This is a genomic window from Paralimibaculum aggregatum (assembly GCF_030270585.1).
In the GTDB taxonomy this organism is placed as follows: domain Bacteria; phylum Pseudomonadota; class Alphaproteobacteria; order Rhodobacterales; family Rhodobacteraceae; genus Thermohalobaculum; species Thermohalobaculum aggregatum.
The window spans coordinates 140,174-155,613 of the sequence record NZ_BSYI01000008.1 but is presented as its reverse complement, the minus strand read 5'-3'; the positions used below and the strand labels follow the sequence as shown (position 1 = coordinate 155,613).

14 protein-coding genes are annotated in these 15,440 nt (G+C 72.1%); 9 read left to right on the top strand and 5 right to left on the bottom strand.

Going from position 1 to position 15,440, the window contains the following annotated elements; translation table 11 throughout:
- Positions 1 to 258: 258 nt before the first annotated feature.
- The 4 genes from QSJ97_RS07120 to QSJ97_RS07105 form a co-directional block, all read right to left on the bottom strand.
- Positions 259 to 900: a LutC/YkgG family protein gene (locus tag QSJ97_RS07120; protein WP_285670988.1), complete on the bottom strand. Its 642-nt coding sequence runs from the start codon at positions 898 to 900 to the stop codon at positions 259 to 261.
- Positions 897 to 2,321, bottom strand: a complete 1,425-nt coding sequence (locus tag QSJ97_RS07115) for a lactate utilization protein B (protein WP_285670987.1) — start codon at positions 2,319 to 2,321, stop codon at positions 897 to 899. Before QSJ97_RS07115 ends, QSJ97_RS07120 begins: the two co-directional genes overlap by 4 nt.
- Positions 2,322 to 2,646: 325 nt before the next feature.
- Positions 2,647 to 3,405, bottom strand: a complete 759-nt coding sequence (locus QSJ97_RS07110) for a (Fe-S)-binding protein (RefSeq protein ID WP_285670986.1) — start codon at positions 3,403 to 3,405, stop codon at positions 2,647 to 2,649.
- A 126-nt stretch (positions 3,406 to 3,531) separates the two neighbouring features.
- The gene (locus tag QSJ97_RS07105; RefSeq protein ID WP_285670985.1) at positions 3,532 to 4,233 is read right to left on the bottom strand and encodes a hypothetical protein; all 702 of its coding nucleotides are present in this window, start codon (positions 4,231 to 4,233) and stop codon (positions 3,532 to 3,534) included.
- Positions 4,234 to 4,528: 295 nt separating this feature from the next.
- On the opposite strand from QSJ97_RS07105, the gene QSJ97_RS07100 reads away from it, so the two are divergent.
- The gene (locus QSJ97_RS07100; RefSeq protein ID WP_285670984.1) at positions 4,529 to 5,158 is read left to right on the top strand and encodes a 50S ribosomal protein L25/general stress protein Ctc; all 630 of its coding nucleotides are present in this window, start codon (positions 4,529 to 4,531) and stop codon (positions 5,156 to 5,158) included.
- A 432-nt stretch (positions 5,159 to 5,590) separates the two neighbouring features.
- Here QSJ97_RS07100 and QSJ97_RS07095 read toward each other — a convergent pair whose 3' ends face one another.
- Positions 5,591 to 6,088: a DoxX family protein gene (locus tag QSJ97_RS07095; protein WP_285670983.1), complete on the bottom strand. Its 498-nt coding sequence runs from the start codon at positions 6,086 to 6,088 to the stop codon at positions 5,591 to 5,593.
- Positions 6,089 to 6,381: 293 nt separating this feature from the next.
- Here QSJ97_RS07095 and ileS point away from each other — a divergent pair, with 293 nt between their 5' ends.
- From ileS to QSJ97_RS07055, 8 genes are all read left to right on the top strand, one after another.
- Positions 6,382 to 9,357 (top strand): isoleucine--tRNA ligase, encoded by a 2,976-nt coding sequence (gene ileS / locus QSJ97_RS07090; RefSeq protein WP_285670982.1) that lies wholly within the window; start codon positions 6,382 to 6,384, stop codon positions 9,355 to 9,357.
- 143 nt (positions 9,358 to 9,500) lie between these two features.
- A complete protein-coding gene (locus QSJ97_RS07085) occupies positions 9,501 to 9,866 on the top strand; it encodes a hypothetical protein (RefSeq protein ID WP_285670981.1) in 366 nt (121 codons plus the stop codon).
- 21 nt (positions 9,867 to 9,887) lie between these two features.
- Positions 9,888 to 10,373, top strand: coding sequence for a signal peptidase II (gene lspA / locus QSJ97_RS07080; protein ID WP_285670980.1), 486 nt, complete (start codon positions 9,888 to 9,890; stop codon positions 10,371 to 10,373).
- Positions 10,374 to 10,449: 76 nt separating this feature from the next.
- Positions 10,450 to 11,163 (top strand): DUF3035 domain-containing protein, encoded by a 714-nt coding sequence (locus QSJ97_RS07075; RefSeq protein WP_285670979.1) that lies wholly within the window; start codon positions 10,450 to 10,452, stop codon positions 11,161 to 11,163.
- A 94-nt stretch (positions 11,164 to 11,257) separates the two neighbouring features.
- Positions 11,258 to 12,667 carry a M16 family metallopeptidase gene (locus QSJ97_RS07070; RefSeq protein ID WP_285670978.1) on the top strand — a complete coding sequence of 470 codons (1,410 nt, stop codon included), beginning with the start codon at positions 11,258 to 11,260 and terminating at the stop codon, positions 12,665 to 12,667.
- Positions 12,667 to 13,980: a M16 family metallopeptidase gene (locus QSJ97_RS07065; RefSeq protein WP_285670977.1), complete on the top strand. Its 1,314-nt coding sequence runs from the start codon at positions 12,667 to 12,669 to the stop codon at positions 13,978 to 13,980. Before QSJ97_RS07070 ends, QSJ97_RS07065 begins: the two co-directional genes overlap by 1 nt.
- An 11-nt stretch (positions 13,981 to 13,991) precedes the next feature.
- Positions 13,992 to 14,873: a pantoate--beta-alanine ligase gene (gene panC / locus QSJ97_RS07060; protein ID WP_285670974.1), complete on the top strand. Its 882-nt coding sequence runs from the start codon at positions 13,992 to 13,994 to the stop codon at positions 14,871 to 14,873.
- Positions 14,870 to 15,352 carry a methyltransferase family protein gene (locus QSJ97_RS07055; RefSeq protein WP_285670973.1) on the top strand — a complete coding sequence of 161 codons (483 nt, stop codon included), beginning with the start codon at positions 14,870 to 14,872 and terminating at the stop codon, positions 15,350 to 15,352. The genes panC and QSJ97_RS07055 overlap by 4 nt, the downstream gene beginning before the upstream one ends.
- Positions 15,353 to 15,440 lie beyond the last annotated feature (88 nt).

Sequence of the window (15,440 nt, the reverse complement as noted above, 5' to 3'; positions counted from 1 at the left end):
CCTGCGCGTAAGGCGGCGGCGGGGGTGGCGGCGGGCCGGATCGGGCGCCCCGGGGGGCCGCAGGCCCTCCGGGAAGGGCGAAACCCGGCGCTGGCGCGGAACGGCGGACCGTCGCCGGAGGCCTGCTCGCCGCGTGGCAGGGACACGGCGCCGGGCGGCGGGCCGCGGGCTCCCCGGCCCTGCGCGCGGCGGGGCCGGTGGCTGCCGGGCCAGGGGCTAAGGCAGCGCGGCCCCGCACAAGGGCCGGCAGCGCCCGCCTCAGGGCATCAGGAAGATGTGCAGCGCCACCGGCCCGTGGGCGCCGAGCTGCAGGGTCTGCCCGATATCGGCCGAGCGCGAGGGGCCGGTCACCAGGTTCACCGTGCGCGGATCGCGCCCCAGCTCGCGCCAGCGCGCCCAGAGCGCCTCGAAGCCGGCGCAGATGTCCCGCTCCGAGAGCACCGCGAAATGCGTCTCGCCGAGGAAGGTCAGGGTCACCGGGTTGTCGGGGCCGGAGGCGAGCAGCAGCGTGCCGGTCTCGGCCGAGGCCAGCACGGCGCGCGACAGCGTCGCCGGCTCGGCCAGCCGCCCGGTGCCGCGGCTCGCCTCGATGCCGCCCCAGTCGCGCTCGAAGAGCGGCTCCTCGCCGATCCGCACCGCCGCCGGCAGGTTGCGCGCGCGCAGCTCCTCGGCCAGCGCCTGCGGCAGCGCCTCGGGCCCGTCGATCCGGCTCAGCGTGGCATCCGCGGCGCGGGCCTTCTCGATGAACAGCGCGGTCATCGCCGCGCCGGCGGTGCTGCCCTGCGCGGGGATCGGCGCCGGCTGCGCCGCGGCGGCGAGGCGCGCCCGGGCGGCCTCCGGCTCGGCGCGGCCCCCGGTCGCCCGGCGGACCCGCCCGAGGATACGGTCGCGCGCGCTCATCGCGGCCCCTTCCACTGGCTCTGGAACGTGCCGCCGAGCGGCGGGGCGGCGAAGTCGCGGTGATCGGTCCAGCCCGCGCCCAGCGGCATCCAGCGCAGCCGCGCGCCGCCCCAGGCCAGCAGCTTCAGCCCGAAATTCGCCAGCCGCGACACCGCGCCGTAGAGCCGCGGCCGCGAGGCCACCGCGCGCCAGGCGCCGAGCCCCCAGCGCGCCGCGCCGGGCGTCAGCCCCCGGTCGAACTCCCGCGCGCGGTAGGCCCGCATCATCCCCGGCAGCGGGATCCGCATCGGGCAGACCGACTCGCAGCGGCCGCAGAAGGTCGAGGCATTGGGCAGGTTGCGCCCCTCCTCGAGCCCGATCAGCGAGGGCGTCAGCACCGCCCCCATCGGCCCGGGATAGACCCAGCCATAGGCATGCCCGCCCACCGCCTGGTAGACCGGGCAGTGGTTCATGCAGGCGCCGCAGCGGATGCAGCGCAGCATCTCCTCGAACTCGGTGCCGAGCATGTTGGTGCGTCCGTTGTCGAGCAGCACCACGTGGTATTCCTCCGGCCCGTCCGGATCGCCCGCGCGGCGCGGCCCGCTGGAGAAGGTGGTGTAGACGGTGGCCTCCTGCCCGGTGGCCGAGCGTGCCAGCACCCGCAGCACCGTGGCGGCGTCCTCGAGCGTCGGCACGATCTTCTCCAGCGAGGCCATCACGATGTGCACCCGCCCCAGCGACTGCGAGAGATCGCCGTTGCCCTCGTTGGTGACGATCACCGACTGGCCGGTCTCGGCCACCAGCATGTTGGCGCCGGTGATGCCGACCTCGGCCTGGAAATAGCGCTCGCGCAGCACCCCGCGCGCCTCGGCCAGCAGGTCCGGCAGCTCGGCGAGGCTGCGCCCGGCATCGAGATGGCTGTGCTCGCGGCGGAACTCGGCCTCGACCTCGGGCACCGTCACATGCACCGCCGGCGCGATGATGTGGCTCGGCATCTCGCCGCGCAGCTGGATGATGTATTCGCCGAGATCGGTCTCCTGCGCGGTGATCCCGTGCGCCGCGAGATGGTCGTTGATCCCGCATTCCTCGGAGATCATCGACTTGCCCTTGTTGACCCGCTTCGCGCCGGCCTGCTGGCAGATCTCGAGCACGATGCGCCGGGCGTCCTCGGCGGTCTCGGCCCAGTGCACATGGCCGCCGGCGGCGGTCACCCTGGCCTCGTAGGCCTCGAGATAGGTGCCGAGATTGCGCAGCACCTCGTTCTTGAGGTCGCGCGCGGCATCGCGGATCGCGTCGAATTCCGGCAGCGCCGCGCGCGCCGCGGCCCGCTTGGCGACGAAGCCCGACTGGGCGTGGCTCATCGCCGCCTGGATGTTGCGGTTGGCCAGCGCCTCGCGGGAATTCTGCCGGAAGCGCGTCGTGGTGGGGTGCAGCGCGCTCATCGCATAGCTCTCCCACGCAAAAAGGGGCGCAACCCCGTATCGGGGCGCGCCCAAGTGCATGTGGCAATGGAGAGGGGCAGCCCTACTTGCAGCCCTTCTTCGTTTTCACGGTCTGCTTGTACGTCGTCGCCGGCGCCGACTTGACCTTCTGGTTCGAAACGAACCGGCCAGTCTTTGCGCTCTTGTTCACCGTCTTGGTCGCCATTTCCATCACCCCCTTCCAGAATCGGGTTTCGGATGAATGGCATTTTTGTCCACGGCCCCTCCGGGGTCAAGATGAAGCTGTGGATAAGCTCCGGGGCACAAGATATTGAAGGCATCTGGCTCAGGCCTCCCCGATCGGCGGGGTCTCGGTCTCGCCCGCCAGCACCTCGACGACATGGCGCGCCGACACCCCGCGCCCCTCGCGCGAGAGCTTGCCGGCCATGTTCAGCAGGCATCCGAGATCGCCGGCCAGCAGCAGATCGGCCCCGGTGCCGGCGATGTTGCCCGCCTTGTTGGAGACCATCTTGTTGGAGATCTCCGGGTATTTCACGCAGAAGGTGCCGCCGAAGCCGCAGCAGACCTCGGCATCCTCCATCTCGGCGAGCTCCAGCCCGGCCACCGAGGCGAGCAGCCGGCGCGGCTGCTCCTTGATGCCGAGCGAGCGCAGCCCCGAGCAGCTGTCGTGATAGGTGGCGCGGGCGGAAAGCTGCGCCTCGACCCCCTCGACACCGCGCACATCGGTCAGGAACGAGACGATCTCGTGCGTCCGCCCGGCGAGATCCCTGGCCGCCGCCTCCTCCGGCTCGCCCGCGAGGATCGCCGGATAGTCCTTGATGACGGTGGCGGCGCAGGAGCCCGAGGGCACCACGACATAGTCGTAGCCCTGCATCGCGGCGATCATCGTCCGCGCCAGCGCCTGCGCGCCCGCACGGTCGCCGGAGTTCCAGTTGGGCTGGCCGCAGCAGGTCTGCCGCGGCACATGCACCGTGCAGCCGGCGGCCTCGAGCAGGCGCACGCTGGCGAAGCCGATGGCCGGGCGGATCATGTCCACCAGGCAGGTGACGAGAAGCGCCACCCGGGGCGCGTCGGGCTCAGCCATGCAAGCTCCCTCCGTTGCGGTCAGGAATCTGTACCGCCGGGGAGCGCCCACGGCAATCAGGGCGGGTGCAGCCCTTTGGCGCACCGGCTGGCGCATCGGCTGGCGCAGCGGCGGCGCCGGCGCCGCTCAGCCCGCCCGCCCGCGCCGCTTCAGCACCCCGAGCCCGGCCAGCCCGCCGAGCAGCAGCAGCAGGCTCGGCGGCAGCGGCACCGCGCTGGCCGGATCGGCGCTGATGCCGGCGCCGAGCCGCACCAGATCCTGCGAGCCGGGATGGGCCAGGAGGTCATAGGCGCCGCCGCTGCCGGTCCAGACGCCGGCGGCGATGTTGGCGACATGGCTCGCCGCGAGCCGCACGGCCCCCGCCGTGCTGCTGCCGGCGAGCTGGAAATCCCCGGCGCCGAGATCCAGCACCCGGTCGGTCGCGATCTCCCAGATCGCGAACTGGAAGGCCGCCGCGGTCAGCGCATCCACCACGCCCGCATAGGCATTGCTGAACAGCGCGTCGATCCGCCCGTAGACCGCGGCATCGCGGAGCGGCGCGGCGCCGTAGACGCTGCCATTGGCATAGTACTGGCCGAGCTCGATGCAGAAGGCCTCGAAATCGAAGGCCGGGCCGACACCGTCGTCGCCGGTGAGGCGGAACAGCCCGGCGATCGGCGTCCGGCTCTGGCCGTGGTAGATCACGCTGCCGCTGGCATGCCAGGCATTGTTGCCGGCAGCATCGGCGAAGATGTTGCCGGGGTTCTGCTGCGTCACGGTCAGCGTCGCCGCGTCGGCAGCGCTGCCGGTCATCGCGACGCAGAAGACGAGAGGGGCCAGAAGCCGCATGGGGTCGCTCCGAAATCCGGGTTTTCACTGGACCCGTGATCGACCACGCCGCGCGGTTTCGGTCAATGTACTGTTGCGATACATGTATTCAGAAACGAGACGAGAATTTTATTTGAATTTCACCGCCGCGTTACATTAACCTCGGCGCGGCGAGCGCGATGGCCGTGGCGGCCGGCCTTTCCGGCATCGTCGCCGAAGGGCTGGCCAAAGGCGGCGAATCCCGTTATAGGGCGCGCTTCCGCGGCGCTTACACCCCTGGAGGATCACCGCGGAGGGCAATTCAAGGAGATACATCATGGCCAATCTGCCGATTCTCGAGGCGGAGGCGCGGCCGGGCACGGGCAAAGGGGCTGCCCGACAGGCTCGGCGGGACGGCTACGTCCCCGGCGTCGTCTATGGCGGGGGCAAGGACCCGCAGTCGATCAACGTGAAGTTCAACGTGCTGCTCAAGGAGCTGAAGGCGGGCAAGTTCCTGTCCAAGCTCATCAACCTGCGGGTTGGCGACGAGGACACCACGGTGATCTGCCGCGGCGTGCAGCGCGACGTGACGCGCGACATGCCGACCCATGTGGACTTCCTGCGCCTCTCCGAGCGCAGCCGCATCAACCTCCACATCCCGGTGGAGATCATCAACCACGAGAAATGCCCCGGCCTGCGCAAGGGCGGCGTGCTGACCGTGGTGCGCCCGGAGGTCGAGCTCAAGGTGAACGCGAGCGCGATCCCGGAGAAGCTGGTGGTCGATCTCGAAGGCCGCCAGCTGGGCGACACGGTCAAGATCTCGGATATCGCGCTGCCCGAGGGCACCCGGCCGATGATCACCGACCGCGACTTCGTGATCCTCAACATCTCGACGCCGAAGGGCCTCATCAGCGACGACGACGAGGATGAGGGCACCGAGGCCGAGACCGAGGTCGCCGAGGGCTGATCCGGGCCTGACGGCGCGCCAGATCCCGACCGTTTCGGGCGCCTCCGCAGCACGCGGGGGCGCCCGCATTCGTTTCGGCTCCGCTGCAGGATCGCCGCGCCGGGGCTGGGCGCCGCTTCGCGTTCGGCCCTGCCCTTCGCAGCCAGGATCAAGCCCGGCGCTCCGGCGGCGGCGGCAGGGCCTGGCAGGCCAACAAGGGCGATCGCCGGCCGGCACGATGTCGGCCTCCGGCAGCGGCGGCCGCGCTGGCGCGGATCGGCTACGGCCGCATTGCCGTCGATGGCGTGCCCAACGGCCGTTCTCCGGGCGCCGCCATCGCCGCGCCCGGCTTCGCGTTGGATGGCGAACCGGGCCGGCCCCTGCTGGCGCGCCGCGCGGCGTTCGGGGTGCCGCGCCGCCGGGGCCGATCCCCGGCAGCGCCGCGTCTCGGGCTCAGACCTCGCGGCCGATCAGCCGGTCGAGCGAATAGGCCCCGCCCCCGGCGGCGGCGAAGCGGGCGGCGAGGATCGCCCAGAGCACCGGGTATTCCCAGCCGCCATCGGTCCAGAAGAAGCCGTTCGGCAGGTGCACGGTGGTCGCCACCAGCAGCATCACCGCGATGGCGCCGGCGGCGATCCGGGTGCCGAGCCCGAGCGCCAGCGCTAGCCCGGCGACCAGCTCCACGAGGCCGGCGGCCAGCGCCGCCGCGAAGCCGTCGGCAAAGCCGAGCTGGGTCTCGAAGTACTGCCCGCTGGCCTCGAGCCCGTAGCCGCCGAACCAGCCGAACAGCTTCTGTGCGGCATGCGGCAGCAGGAACAGCCCGGCGGCGACGCGCAGGCCGGCATCGGCGAGCGGGCCGGCCGCGGCATAGAGCGGGCGGAGCGCGGGGATTGCCAGCGGGGTGGTCGCGGCGGAAACGGGTGCGGAAACGGGTGCGGCGGTGTCGGTCATCGGTCCCTCCATCATTGCGGGGCGGTGCTGTGTCCGACCCGAGATGGCGCGCCGGCTGCGCGAGAATAATCCCCGCCCGAGCGAATTTATTCTTGCGCACCCGGCAAAACCGATCCGGTCTGGACGCCCGGGAGGCCGGGCGGTATACGCGGGCCATGGCTTGGGCGCAGCGCATCATTGCTCGAATTAGCGGCCCGGTCCGTCGCCGATCCTGATCGGGGCGGGCCGGGCTTGTGCGCGACCGCCGCGCGTCCCTCTCCTGACCCTGACGAGCCATAGCGAGGCAGCCCCCCATGTGCGCCGACACCACCGATCCGACCACCCCCGCCGCCCCCGAGGGCACGGACTACCGCGACACGCTGTTCCTGCCGGAAACCGATTTCCCGATGCGGGCCGGCCTGCCCAAGCGCGAGCCCGACTGGCTCGCCCGCTGGGAGAAGCTCGCCGTCTACACGCGGCTGCGCGAGAGCGCCGGCGAGCGCCCGGTCTTCGTGCTGCATGACGGCCCGCCCTATGCCAACGGGCATCTCCATATCGGCCATGCGCTGAACAAGATCCTGAAGGATTTCGTCGTCCGCTCGGCGCAGATGCGCGGCTACGACAGCCGCTACGTGCCGGGCTGGGACTGCCACGGCCTGCCGATCGAGTGGAAGATCGAGGAGCAGTACCGCAAGAAGGGCAAGTCGAAGGACGCGGTGCCGGTCAACGAGCTGCGCGCCGAGTGCCGCAGGTTCGCCGACGAGTGGATCGACGTGCAGCGCGCCGAGTTCAAGCGCCTCGGCGTGATCGGCAACTGGGAAGACCCCTATCTCACCATGGCCTTCGACGCCGAGGCGGTGATCGCCGAGGAGTTCCACAAGTTCGTGATGAACGGCACGGTCTACCAGGGCTCCAAGCCGGTGATGTGGTCGCCCATGGAGAAGACCGCGCTGGCCGAGGCCGAGATCGAGTATCACGACCGTCAGATCGACACGATCTGGGTGAAGTTCCCGGTCAGGATGGCCGCAAGCAACATCGCCACCGGTGGAGCACCCGGCAGTGATCTCCTCGATGCGGCGGTGGTGATCTGGACCACCACGCCCTGGACCATCCCGTCGAACCGCGGCATCGCCTTCGGCGCGGAGATCGCCTACGGGCTCTACGAGGTCACCGAGGCGCCCGAGGGCAACTGGGTGACTGCCGGGGAGAAGCTCGTCATGGCCGATGCGCTGGCGGCGGACATCCTCGGCCGGGCGCGGCTGGAGCCGGGCAGCTACAAGCGCGTCCGCCAGGTCGGCGCCGAGGAGCTCGCCGGGCTCACCTGCGCGCATCCGCTGGCCGCGGCGGACGGGTTCTGGGGCTATGATGTGCCGGTGATGGCCGCCGATTTCGTCACCGATGACACCGGCTCGGGCTTCGTGCATTGCGCGCCCTCGCATGGCGAGGACGATTACGAGCTGTTCCGCCAGAAGGGCCTGCTCGACCGCATCACCCACAATATCGGGCCGGCGGGCGAGTTCCTGGAGCATGTGCCGTTCTTCGCCGGCAACTTCATCCTCGACCGCAAGGGCCGCGAGGGCACCGCCAACAAGGTGGTGGTGGAGAAGCTCAGGGAGATCGGCGCGCTGGCCGCCACCCGGCGCCAGACGATCTCCGACGCGCATTCCTGGCGCTCCAAGGCGCCGGTGATCCGGCTCAACCGCCCGCAATGGTTCGTCGCCATCGACAAGCCGCTCGACGACGGCATGGGCGCGCACGGGCAGACCATCCGCGAGCGCGCGCTCAAATCGATCAACGAGCTGGTCGCCTGGTATCCGAAGACCGGGCAGAACCGGCTGCGCTCGATGATCGAGAACCGGCCGGACTGGGTGCTCTCGCGCCAGCGCGCCTGGGGCGTGCCGCTCGCCTGCTTCTGCCGCACCACGCCGGAGGGCCGGGTCGAGCTGCTGCAGGACGCGGCGGTCAACGCGCGCATCGTCGAGGCGTTCCGCACCGAAGGCGCCGATGCCTGGTTCGCCGAGGGCGCGAGGGAGCGCTTCCTCGCCGGCGTGCCGGATGCCGGGCAGTGGGAGATGGTGACCGACATCCTCGACGTCTGGTTCGACAGCGGCTCGACCCATGCCTTCGTGCTGCGCGACCGCGCCGACGGCCCGGCGGACGCCATCGCCGATGTCTATCTCGAGGGCACCGACCAGCACCGCGGCTGGTTCCACTCCTCGCTGCTGCAGGGCTGCGGCACCCGCGGCCGGGCGCCCTACAAGGCGGTGGTCACCCATGGCTTCACGCTGGACGAGAAGGGCCAGAAGATGTCCAAGTCCCTCGGGACCGGGGTCGCGCCGCAGGACGTCATCAAGCAGTATGGCGCCGATATCCTGCGGCTCTGGGTGGCGCAGTGCGACTACACCGCCGACATGCGCATCGGGCCGGAGATCCTGAAGGGCACCGCCGACAGCTACCGCCGGCTGCGCAACACGCTGCGCTTCCTGCTCGGCGCGCTGGCCGGGTTCGACGAGGCCGAGCGGGTCGAGCCGGCGGAGATGCCGGAGCTCGAACGCTGGGTGCTGCACCGGCTCGCCGAGCTCGACGAGCGGGTCCGCAAGGGCTACGAGGGCCATGATTTCCAGGGCGTGATGCAGTCGCTCTTCACCTTCGCCACCGGCGATCTCTCGGCCTTCTATTTCGACATCCGCAAGGACGCGCTCTATTGCGACGCGCCGGACAGCCTGCGCCGCCGGGCCTGCCGCACGGTGCTCGACCTGCTGTTCCACCGCCTCGTGCGCTGGCTCGCGCCGGTGCTGGTCTTCACCATGGAGGAGGTCTGGCTCAGCCGCTTCGACGCCGCCGGGGAGGGCGAGGATTCGGTGCATCTGCACGATTTCCCCGAGACCCCGGCCGCCTGGCGCGATGCCGCCCTGGCGGCGCGCTGGGAGCGCATCCGCGCCGCCCGGCGGGTGGTCAACGGCGCGCTCGAGGGCCCGCGGCGGGAGAAGACCATTGGCGCCTCGCTGGAGGCCGCGCCGACGCTCTATGTCGCCGATCCGGAGACCGCGGCGGCGCTGCAGGGCATCGACATGGCCGAGCTCTGCATCACCTCCGGGCTGAGCATCGCCGAGCACGACGTGCCGGCGGAGGCGTTCCGGCTCGAGGACGAGCGGCTCGGGGTGGTCTTCCACCGCGCCGAGGGGGAGAAATGCGCCCGCTGCTGGCGTGTGCTGCCCGATGTCGGCCGGCACGCCCGCCCCGGCCTCTGCGGGCGCTGCGACAGCGTGATCGGGGCCGGCGGACGGTGACATGCCGGCCGGTCCTGCGGTGAAACAGCGCGCGCGTGAAGATTCCACTCCGGCGGGAATGACATTTCCCGCCCTTGCCCTAATTTTGACCGAAAGTTGGGCAATCTGTCCCCTCGTGGGAGAACTGGAGTGGGTGTTGCTTGATGTTGGGACGGTCGACGGTGTTCGGGGTGATTCTGGTCGTCGCAGGCTCCGGCCTGGCGGATGTGAACCCGCCGACGGTGGACATGATCGATCCGCCGGCGCGGCTGCATGTCACCGAGGCGGGCGTCCGGGTCGAGATGCCCGAGCTTGCCGGGCTCTCCTGCGAGGAGATGCGCGCGGTGCTCTGGCGGCTCGACCGCACCGGCTATCGCGGCCAGCGGGTGCTCGACCCGTCGCATCCCGACTGGCGGGTGTTCGTCTATGAGGACCGCCTCGCCGCCGCGCTCTATTTCGACTGCACGCTCCGGGCCAGCCGCGAGTCGCGGCAGGTCGACGTGTTCTCCCGCGGCTTCGGCGCCCGCTGATCTCCCGGAAGGAGCCCCGGCATGACCGGTGCGAGAGCGGCCGGCGCGGCACGCCGCCCGGTCTGGCGGCTGATCGGCGTGGTGGCGCTCTGCGTGCTGCTGCTCGACCGGCTGAGCAAGCTCTGGGTGCTCGAGGTGCTCGACCTGCAGAGCGTCGGGCGGCTGGAGGTGGCGCCGCCCTATCTCGTCTTCCTGATGGCCTGGAACCCGGGGGTGAATTTCGGCCTGCTGGGCTCGGCCGACATGCGCTGGGTGCTGGTCGCCGTGGCCGCCGCGATCAGCCTCGCGCTGGTGCTCTGGGCCGCGCGGCGCGGCACGCCGGCGCTGGCCGCCGGGGCCGCGCTGGTGGCCGGCGGCGCGCTCGGCAACGCCTGGGACCGGGTGCAGTATGGCGCCGTCGCCGACTTCCTCAACATGAGCTGCTGCGGCATCCAGAACCCCTTCGCCTTCAACATTGCCGATGTCGCGATCTTCCTCGGCGCCGTGGTCATCGCCTGGAAGGCGTGAGCCGGCAAGCGCGGCTGTTGCACGCAGACGCCGCGGGCAGTATTCCGGGCAGTGAAGCTTAGGAGGACTGTACGCCATGCGGGCACCGAGGACCGGGCACATCGTCGCCGCAGCGCTGATCCCGCTGGCCCTGGCCGGATGCAGCAGCATCGGCAACCCGCTCCAGGCGCTGTCGCAGAAGAAACCGGGGCCGGACGAGTTCGCCGTGGTGGTGCGCGACAGGCTGCAGATGCCGCCGGGGCTCGGCAATTCCACCCTGCCGCCGCCCGATCCGGGCCGGCCCTCGCCGCTCGACCCCGATCCGCGCGCCGATGCGGCGACGGTGCTGACCGGCGGCGCGGTGCCGCCCTCGGCGCCGCAGCGGGTGACCGTGAGCCGCGGCGAGGCGGCGCTGCTGGCCGCGGCCGATGCCAGCGCCGTGTCGCCGGCGGTCCGGCTCGAGATCCAGGCCGAGAACGAGGCGCTGGAGGCGAACCAGCCCTACGAGGTGCCGACGATCTTCGAGCTGTTCTCCGGCGACGATGCGATCGACCCCGAGGTGCTGCTCGACCCGGTCGCCGAATCGCAGCGGCTGCAGGCGACCGGTGTGCCCGCGCCGGTCGACCGCCGGGCGCTGCAGATCGAGGCGCTGGTCGCCGCCGAGGAGGCCGAGCAGGCCGCCGAGGAGGCCGCCGCCGCCGCCGCGCCGCCGCCGCGAACCCCGCGCTTCGAGGGTGATATCCCGCGCGACGCGATCAACGCCGACGCGGCCACCGGCATTCCGATCGGCAGCGTCGGCTTCCTCGACTGACCGCCGTCGCGGGCGCGTGACGACAGCGGCGCCGGCGCTGGCAGCGGCGGCCCAAACGGCCTATCTCCCGGTCAGACAGTCTTGAGGAGATCCCATGCGACCGACCCTCTCCGCCCATCCGGCCCTGCTCGGGCTTGCCGGGTTCCTGGCCCTCGCTGCGTTCGGCGCGCCTGCGCCGGCCCGGGCCGAGGCGCCCGCGCCTGAGCCTGCGGCCACGGCGCCCGCACCCGGCCCCGCGGTTTCCAGCTTCATCCTCGGGAACGGCATGCGCGCCGTGGTGATCGAGGACCACCGCGCCCCCGTCGTGACCCATATGGTCTGGTATCCGATGGGCGGTGCCGACAGCCCGCCGGGCAAGTCCGGCATCGCGCATTACCTCGAGCACCTGATGTTCAAGGGCACCGACGAGATCCCCGAGGGCGCCTTCTCGAAGATCATCGCGGCCAATGGCGGCTCCGACAACGCCTTCACCGGGCCCGACTACACCGCCTATTTCCAGCGCATCGCCGCCGACCGGCTGGATCTCGTGATGCGCATGGAGGCGGACCGGATGCGCGACCTCGAGTTCTCCGAGGAGATCGCGATCACCGAGCGCGCGGTGGTGCTGGAGGAGCGCAGCCAGCGCACCGACAACAACCCGCAGAGCCTGCTGAACGAGCAGCTCGGCGCGATGCTCTATCTCAACCACCCCTACAACCTGCCGGTGATCGGCTGGCGCCACGAGATCGAGACCCTGAACCGCGACGACGCGCTGGCCTATTACCGGCGCTACTACGCGCCGGACAACGCGATCCTGGTGGTCGCCGGCGACGTGACGCCGGAGGAGGTCGAGCGGCTGGCGACGATCCATTACGGCCCGCTCGAGCCCTCCGGCCAGCCCCCGGCGGCGCGGCCGGCCGAGCCGCCGGCGATGGCGCCGCGGCGCCTGACCCTGGCCGACGAGAAGGTGCGCCAGCCCTATGTGCTGCGGCGCTATCTGGTGCCGAGCCGCGGCACCGGCGACACCCGCACCGCGGCGGCGCTGGAGATCCTGAGCCAGGTGCTCGGCGCCGGCATCACCTCGCGCTTCGCCCAGGCGATGGAGCAGGGCGACAAGTCCGCCATCGACACCGGCGCCTACTACTATTCCGGCCAGCGCGACGCGACCGGCTTCACGATCTATGCGGTGCCGGCCGAGGGCGTGGGCCTCGCCGAGGTCGAGGCCGGGCTCGAGCGGGTGCTGGAGGAGGTCCGCGAGGGCGGCCCGACCGAGGACGAGCTTTCCCGGATCAAGCGCAAGATGCATGCGAGCGACATTTACGCGCTGGATGACCAGCAGTCGCTGGCGCGGCGCTACGGGGCCGGGCTGGCCGCCGGGCTCAGCCTCGCGGAGATCGCCGAATGGCCCGCGGTGCTGCAGTCGATCACCGCCGAGGAGGTGCGCGAGGCCGCCCATCTTCTCCAGCCGGAGGCCTCGGCCACCGGCTGGCTCGTCAGGCAGACCGCGGAAGAGGAGCAGGGCTGATGCTGCACCGGACACTCGCCACCTTCCTCGGCGCCGCGGCGCTGGTCGCCGGCAGCCTGCTGCCCGCCCGCGCGGTGGATGTCGCGGCGCATGAGAGCCCCGGCGGCATCGCCTTCTGGCTGGTCGAGGAGCCCTCGATCCCGATCGTCTCGATGGAGGTCACCTTCCGCGGCGGCGCCCGGCTCGACCCGGCGGACCGGCCGGGCCTCGCCCGCATGATGACCACGCTGCTCGACGAGGGCGCCGGCGAGCGCGACGCGGTGGCCTTCGCCAAGGCGCGCGACGAACTGGCCGTGCGTTTCGGCGCCAAGGCCGATTCCGACAGCATCGAGGTCGGCGTGCAGATGCTCGCCGAGGAGGCCGAGGCCAGCGCCGCGCTGGTGGCCGAGGCCCTCGCCGTGCCGCGCTTCGACGCCGAGGCGGTGGAGCGCATCCGCGCGCAGTTCCTCTCGATGCTGGCCGAGCAGGAGAGCCGGCCCAACGATGTCGCGAGCAAGGCCTGGCTGGCCCGCGCCTTCCCGGATCACCCCTATGGCCGCCCGGCGGACGGCACCATCGAGAGCGTCTCGGCGATCACCCGCGAGGAGCTGGCGGCGGCGCATCGGCGCCTGCTGACCCGGGCCAATGCGCTGGTCGCGGTGGTCGGCGCGGTGGATGCCGAGCGCGCCGGGCGCCTCGTCGACATCCTGCTCGGCGCGCTGCCCGAGGGCGAGCCGGTGCCCGCCGTGGCGCCGACCGCACCGCCGCCGCCGGGGCTCGAGGTCGTGGAGCTGCCGGTGCCGCAATCCGCCGCGATCTTCGGCCATGCCGGGCTGCCGCGCGAGGACCCGGATTTCTACGCCGCCTTCGTGATGAACTACATCCTCGGCGGCGGCGGGCTGTCCTCGCGGCTGATGGAGGAGGTGCGCGAGAAGCGCGGGCTGGCCTATGGGGTCTATTCCTATTTCAGCCTGCGCAAGGGCGCGCCGCTCTATCTCGGCGGGGTGCAGACCGCGAATGCCCGGATGGCCGAGAGCCTCGACGTGATCCGCGCCGAATGGGCCCGCATGGCCGCGGAGGGCGTCACCGCCGAGGATCTCGCCGCCGCCAAGACCTATCTCACCGGCTCCTTCCCGCTGCGCTTCGACAGCAACGCCAAGATCGCCCGCTTCCTCGTCTTCGTGCAGGAGCACGATCTCGGCATCGACTACGTGAACCGGCGCAACGCGCTGATCGAGGCGGTGACGCTCGAGGACGTCAACCGGGTGGCGGCGCGGCTGCTGAAGCCCGAGGCGCTCTCGGTGGTGGTGGTCGGCCAGCCGGCCGGGCTCTGAGGAGGCGGGCGATGGCCGGGGCGATGGCGGGGGCGATCGAGACGGTCCGCCGGGTCGGCGATCTCCGCGCCCGGGTGCGGGGCTGGAAGGCCGAGGGCCTGCGCGTCGGCCTCACCCCGACCATGGGGGCGCTGCACGAGGGGCATCTCAGCCTCGTCGCGCGCGCCCTCGAGGCGACCGACCGGGTGGTGGCGACGATCTTCGTCAACCCCACCCAGTTCGGCGCCGGCGAGGATTTCTCCACCTATCCGCGCGACGAGGCCCGCGACGGCGCGCTGCTGGCCCGGGCCGGGGCGTCGCTGCTGTTCGCGCCGCCGGTCGAGGAGATGTATCCGCCGGGCTTTGCCACCGAGGTCCGCGTCTCCGGGCTGACCGACTGCCTCTGCGGCGCCGCCCGGCCCGGCCATTTCGACGGCGTGGCGCAGGTCGTCACCAAGCTGCTGAACCAGGCCGAGGCGGATGCCGCGGTGTTCGGCGAGAAGGACTGGCAGCAGCTCGCGGTGATCCGGCGGCTGGCGCGCGACCTCGACATCCCCACCGAGATCCTCGGCGCGCCGATCCTGCGCGAGGCGGACGGGCTCGCGATGTCCTCGCGCAACCGCTACCTGACGGCGGAGGAGCGCGCGGTCGCCCCGGCGCTCGCCCGGGCGCTGACGGCGGCGGCGGCGGAGATCGCCGGTGGCCGGGCGCCGGCCGAGGCCTGTGCCGACGCCGCCGCCGCGCTGCAGGCGGCGGGGTTCCGCGCGGTCGACTATGTCGACTGCCGGGAGGCGGACAGCCTCGCCCCGGTGCAGAGCGCCCCGCCGGCGCGCCCGGCGCGGATCTTCGGCGCGGCGCATCTCGGCCGGGCGCGGCTGATCGACAACCTGCCCGTCCCCGGTGCGGGCCGGTGAGCGCGCCGGGGAAGGCGCCCGCGAGCGCGGCCGGGCGGCTGGCCGCGGCGCTCGACCTGCCGCCGGTCTGGCTGCTCGGCTTCATGGCCGCGGCCTGGGGCGTCGCGCGGCTCTCGGCGCCGCTCGGGGGCTGGGCGGTCTGGCCCGGCGTCGCGCTGGTCGCGGCGGGGCTGGCGCTGGCGGTCTGGGCGGCGCTCGAGATGCGCCGGCGGGGCACCACGGTGATGCCCCATGCTATGCCGGATGCGCTGGTCGCCAGCGGCCCCTTCCGGCTGAGCCGCAACCCGATCTATCTCGCCGATCTGGCGGTGCTGGCGGGCTGGTCACTGGCGCTCGGCTCGCCGCACGGGGTGCTGCTGGCCTGGCCGCTGGCGCTGGTGCTCGAGGCGCGCTTCATCCGGCCCGAGGAGGCCCGTCTCGCGGCCCGCTTCGGCGCCGGCTTCGCGGCCTATCGCGCCCGCGTCCGCCGCTGGCTCTGAGCCGGCGGCCGCGCGTGCGGCCCGGCGCCGCAAGCCGCGCCTCCCGCGGCCCCGCCCGCCCCGGCAACCGGGGCGCCGGGCCGCGCCG

Excerpts from the sequence above, each read along its gene's own strand:
- QSJ97_RS07120 (WP_285670988.1), bottom strand. The coding sequence starts at position 900 with ATGAGCGCGCGCGACCGTATCCTCGGGCGGGTCCGCCGGGCGACCGGG.
- QSJ97_RS07115 (WP_285670987.1), bottom strand. The coding sequence starts at position 2,321 with ATGAGCGCGCTGCACCCCACCACGACGCGCTTCCGGCAGAATTCCCGC.
- QSJ97_RS07110 (WP_285670986.1), bottom strand. The coding sequence starts at position 3,405 with ATGGCTGAGCCCGACGCGCCCCGGGTGGCGCTTCTCGTCACCTGCCTG.
- QSJ97_RS07105 (WP_285670985.1), bottom strand. The coding sequence starts at position 4,233 with ATGCGGCTTCTGGCCCCTCTCGTCTTCTGCGTCGCGATGACCGGCAGC.
- QSJ97_RS07100 (WP_285670984.1), top strand. The coding sequence starts at position 4,529 with ATGGCCAATCTGCCGATTCTCGAGGCGGAGGCGCGGCCGGGCACGGGC.
- QSJ97_RS07095 (WP_285670983.1), bottom strand. The coding sequence starts at position 6,088 with ATGACCGACACCGCCGCACCCGTTTCCGCACCCGTTTCCGCCGCGACC.
- ileS (WP_285670982.1), top strand. The coding sequence starts at position 6,382 with ATGTGCGCCGACACCACCGATCCGACCACCCCCGCCGCCCCCGAGGGC.
- QSJ97_RS07085 (WP_285670981.1), top strand. The coding sequence starts at position 9,501 with ATGTTGGGACGGTCGACGGTGTTCGGGGTGATTCTGGTCGTCGCAGGC.
- lspA (WP_285670980.1), top strand. The coding sequence starts at position 9,888 with ATGACCGGTGCGAGAGCGGCCGGCGCGGCACGCCGCCCGGTCTGGCGG.
- QSJ97_RS07075 (WP_285670979.1), top strand. The coding sequence starts at position 10,450 with ATGCGGGCACCGAGGACCGGGCACATCGTCGCCGCAGCGCTGATCCCG.
- QSJ97_RS07070 (WP_285670978.1), top strand. The coding sequence starts at position 11,258 with ATGCGACCGACCCTCTCCGCCCATCCGGCCCTGCTCGGGCTTGCCGGG.
- QSJ97_RS07065 (WP_285670977.1), top strand. The coding sequence starts at position 12,667 with ATGCTGCACCGGACACTCGCCACCTTCCTCGGCGCCGCGGCGCTGGTC.
- panC (WP_285670974.1), top strand. The coding sequence starts at position 13,992 with ATGGCCGGGGCGATGGCGGGGGCGATCGAGACGGTCCGCCGGGTCGGC.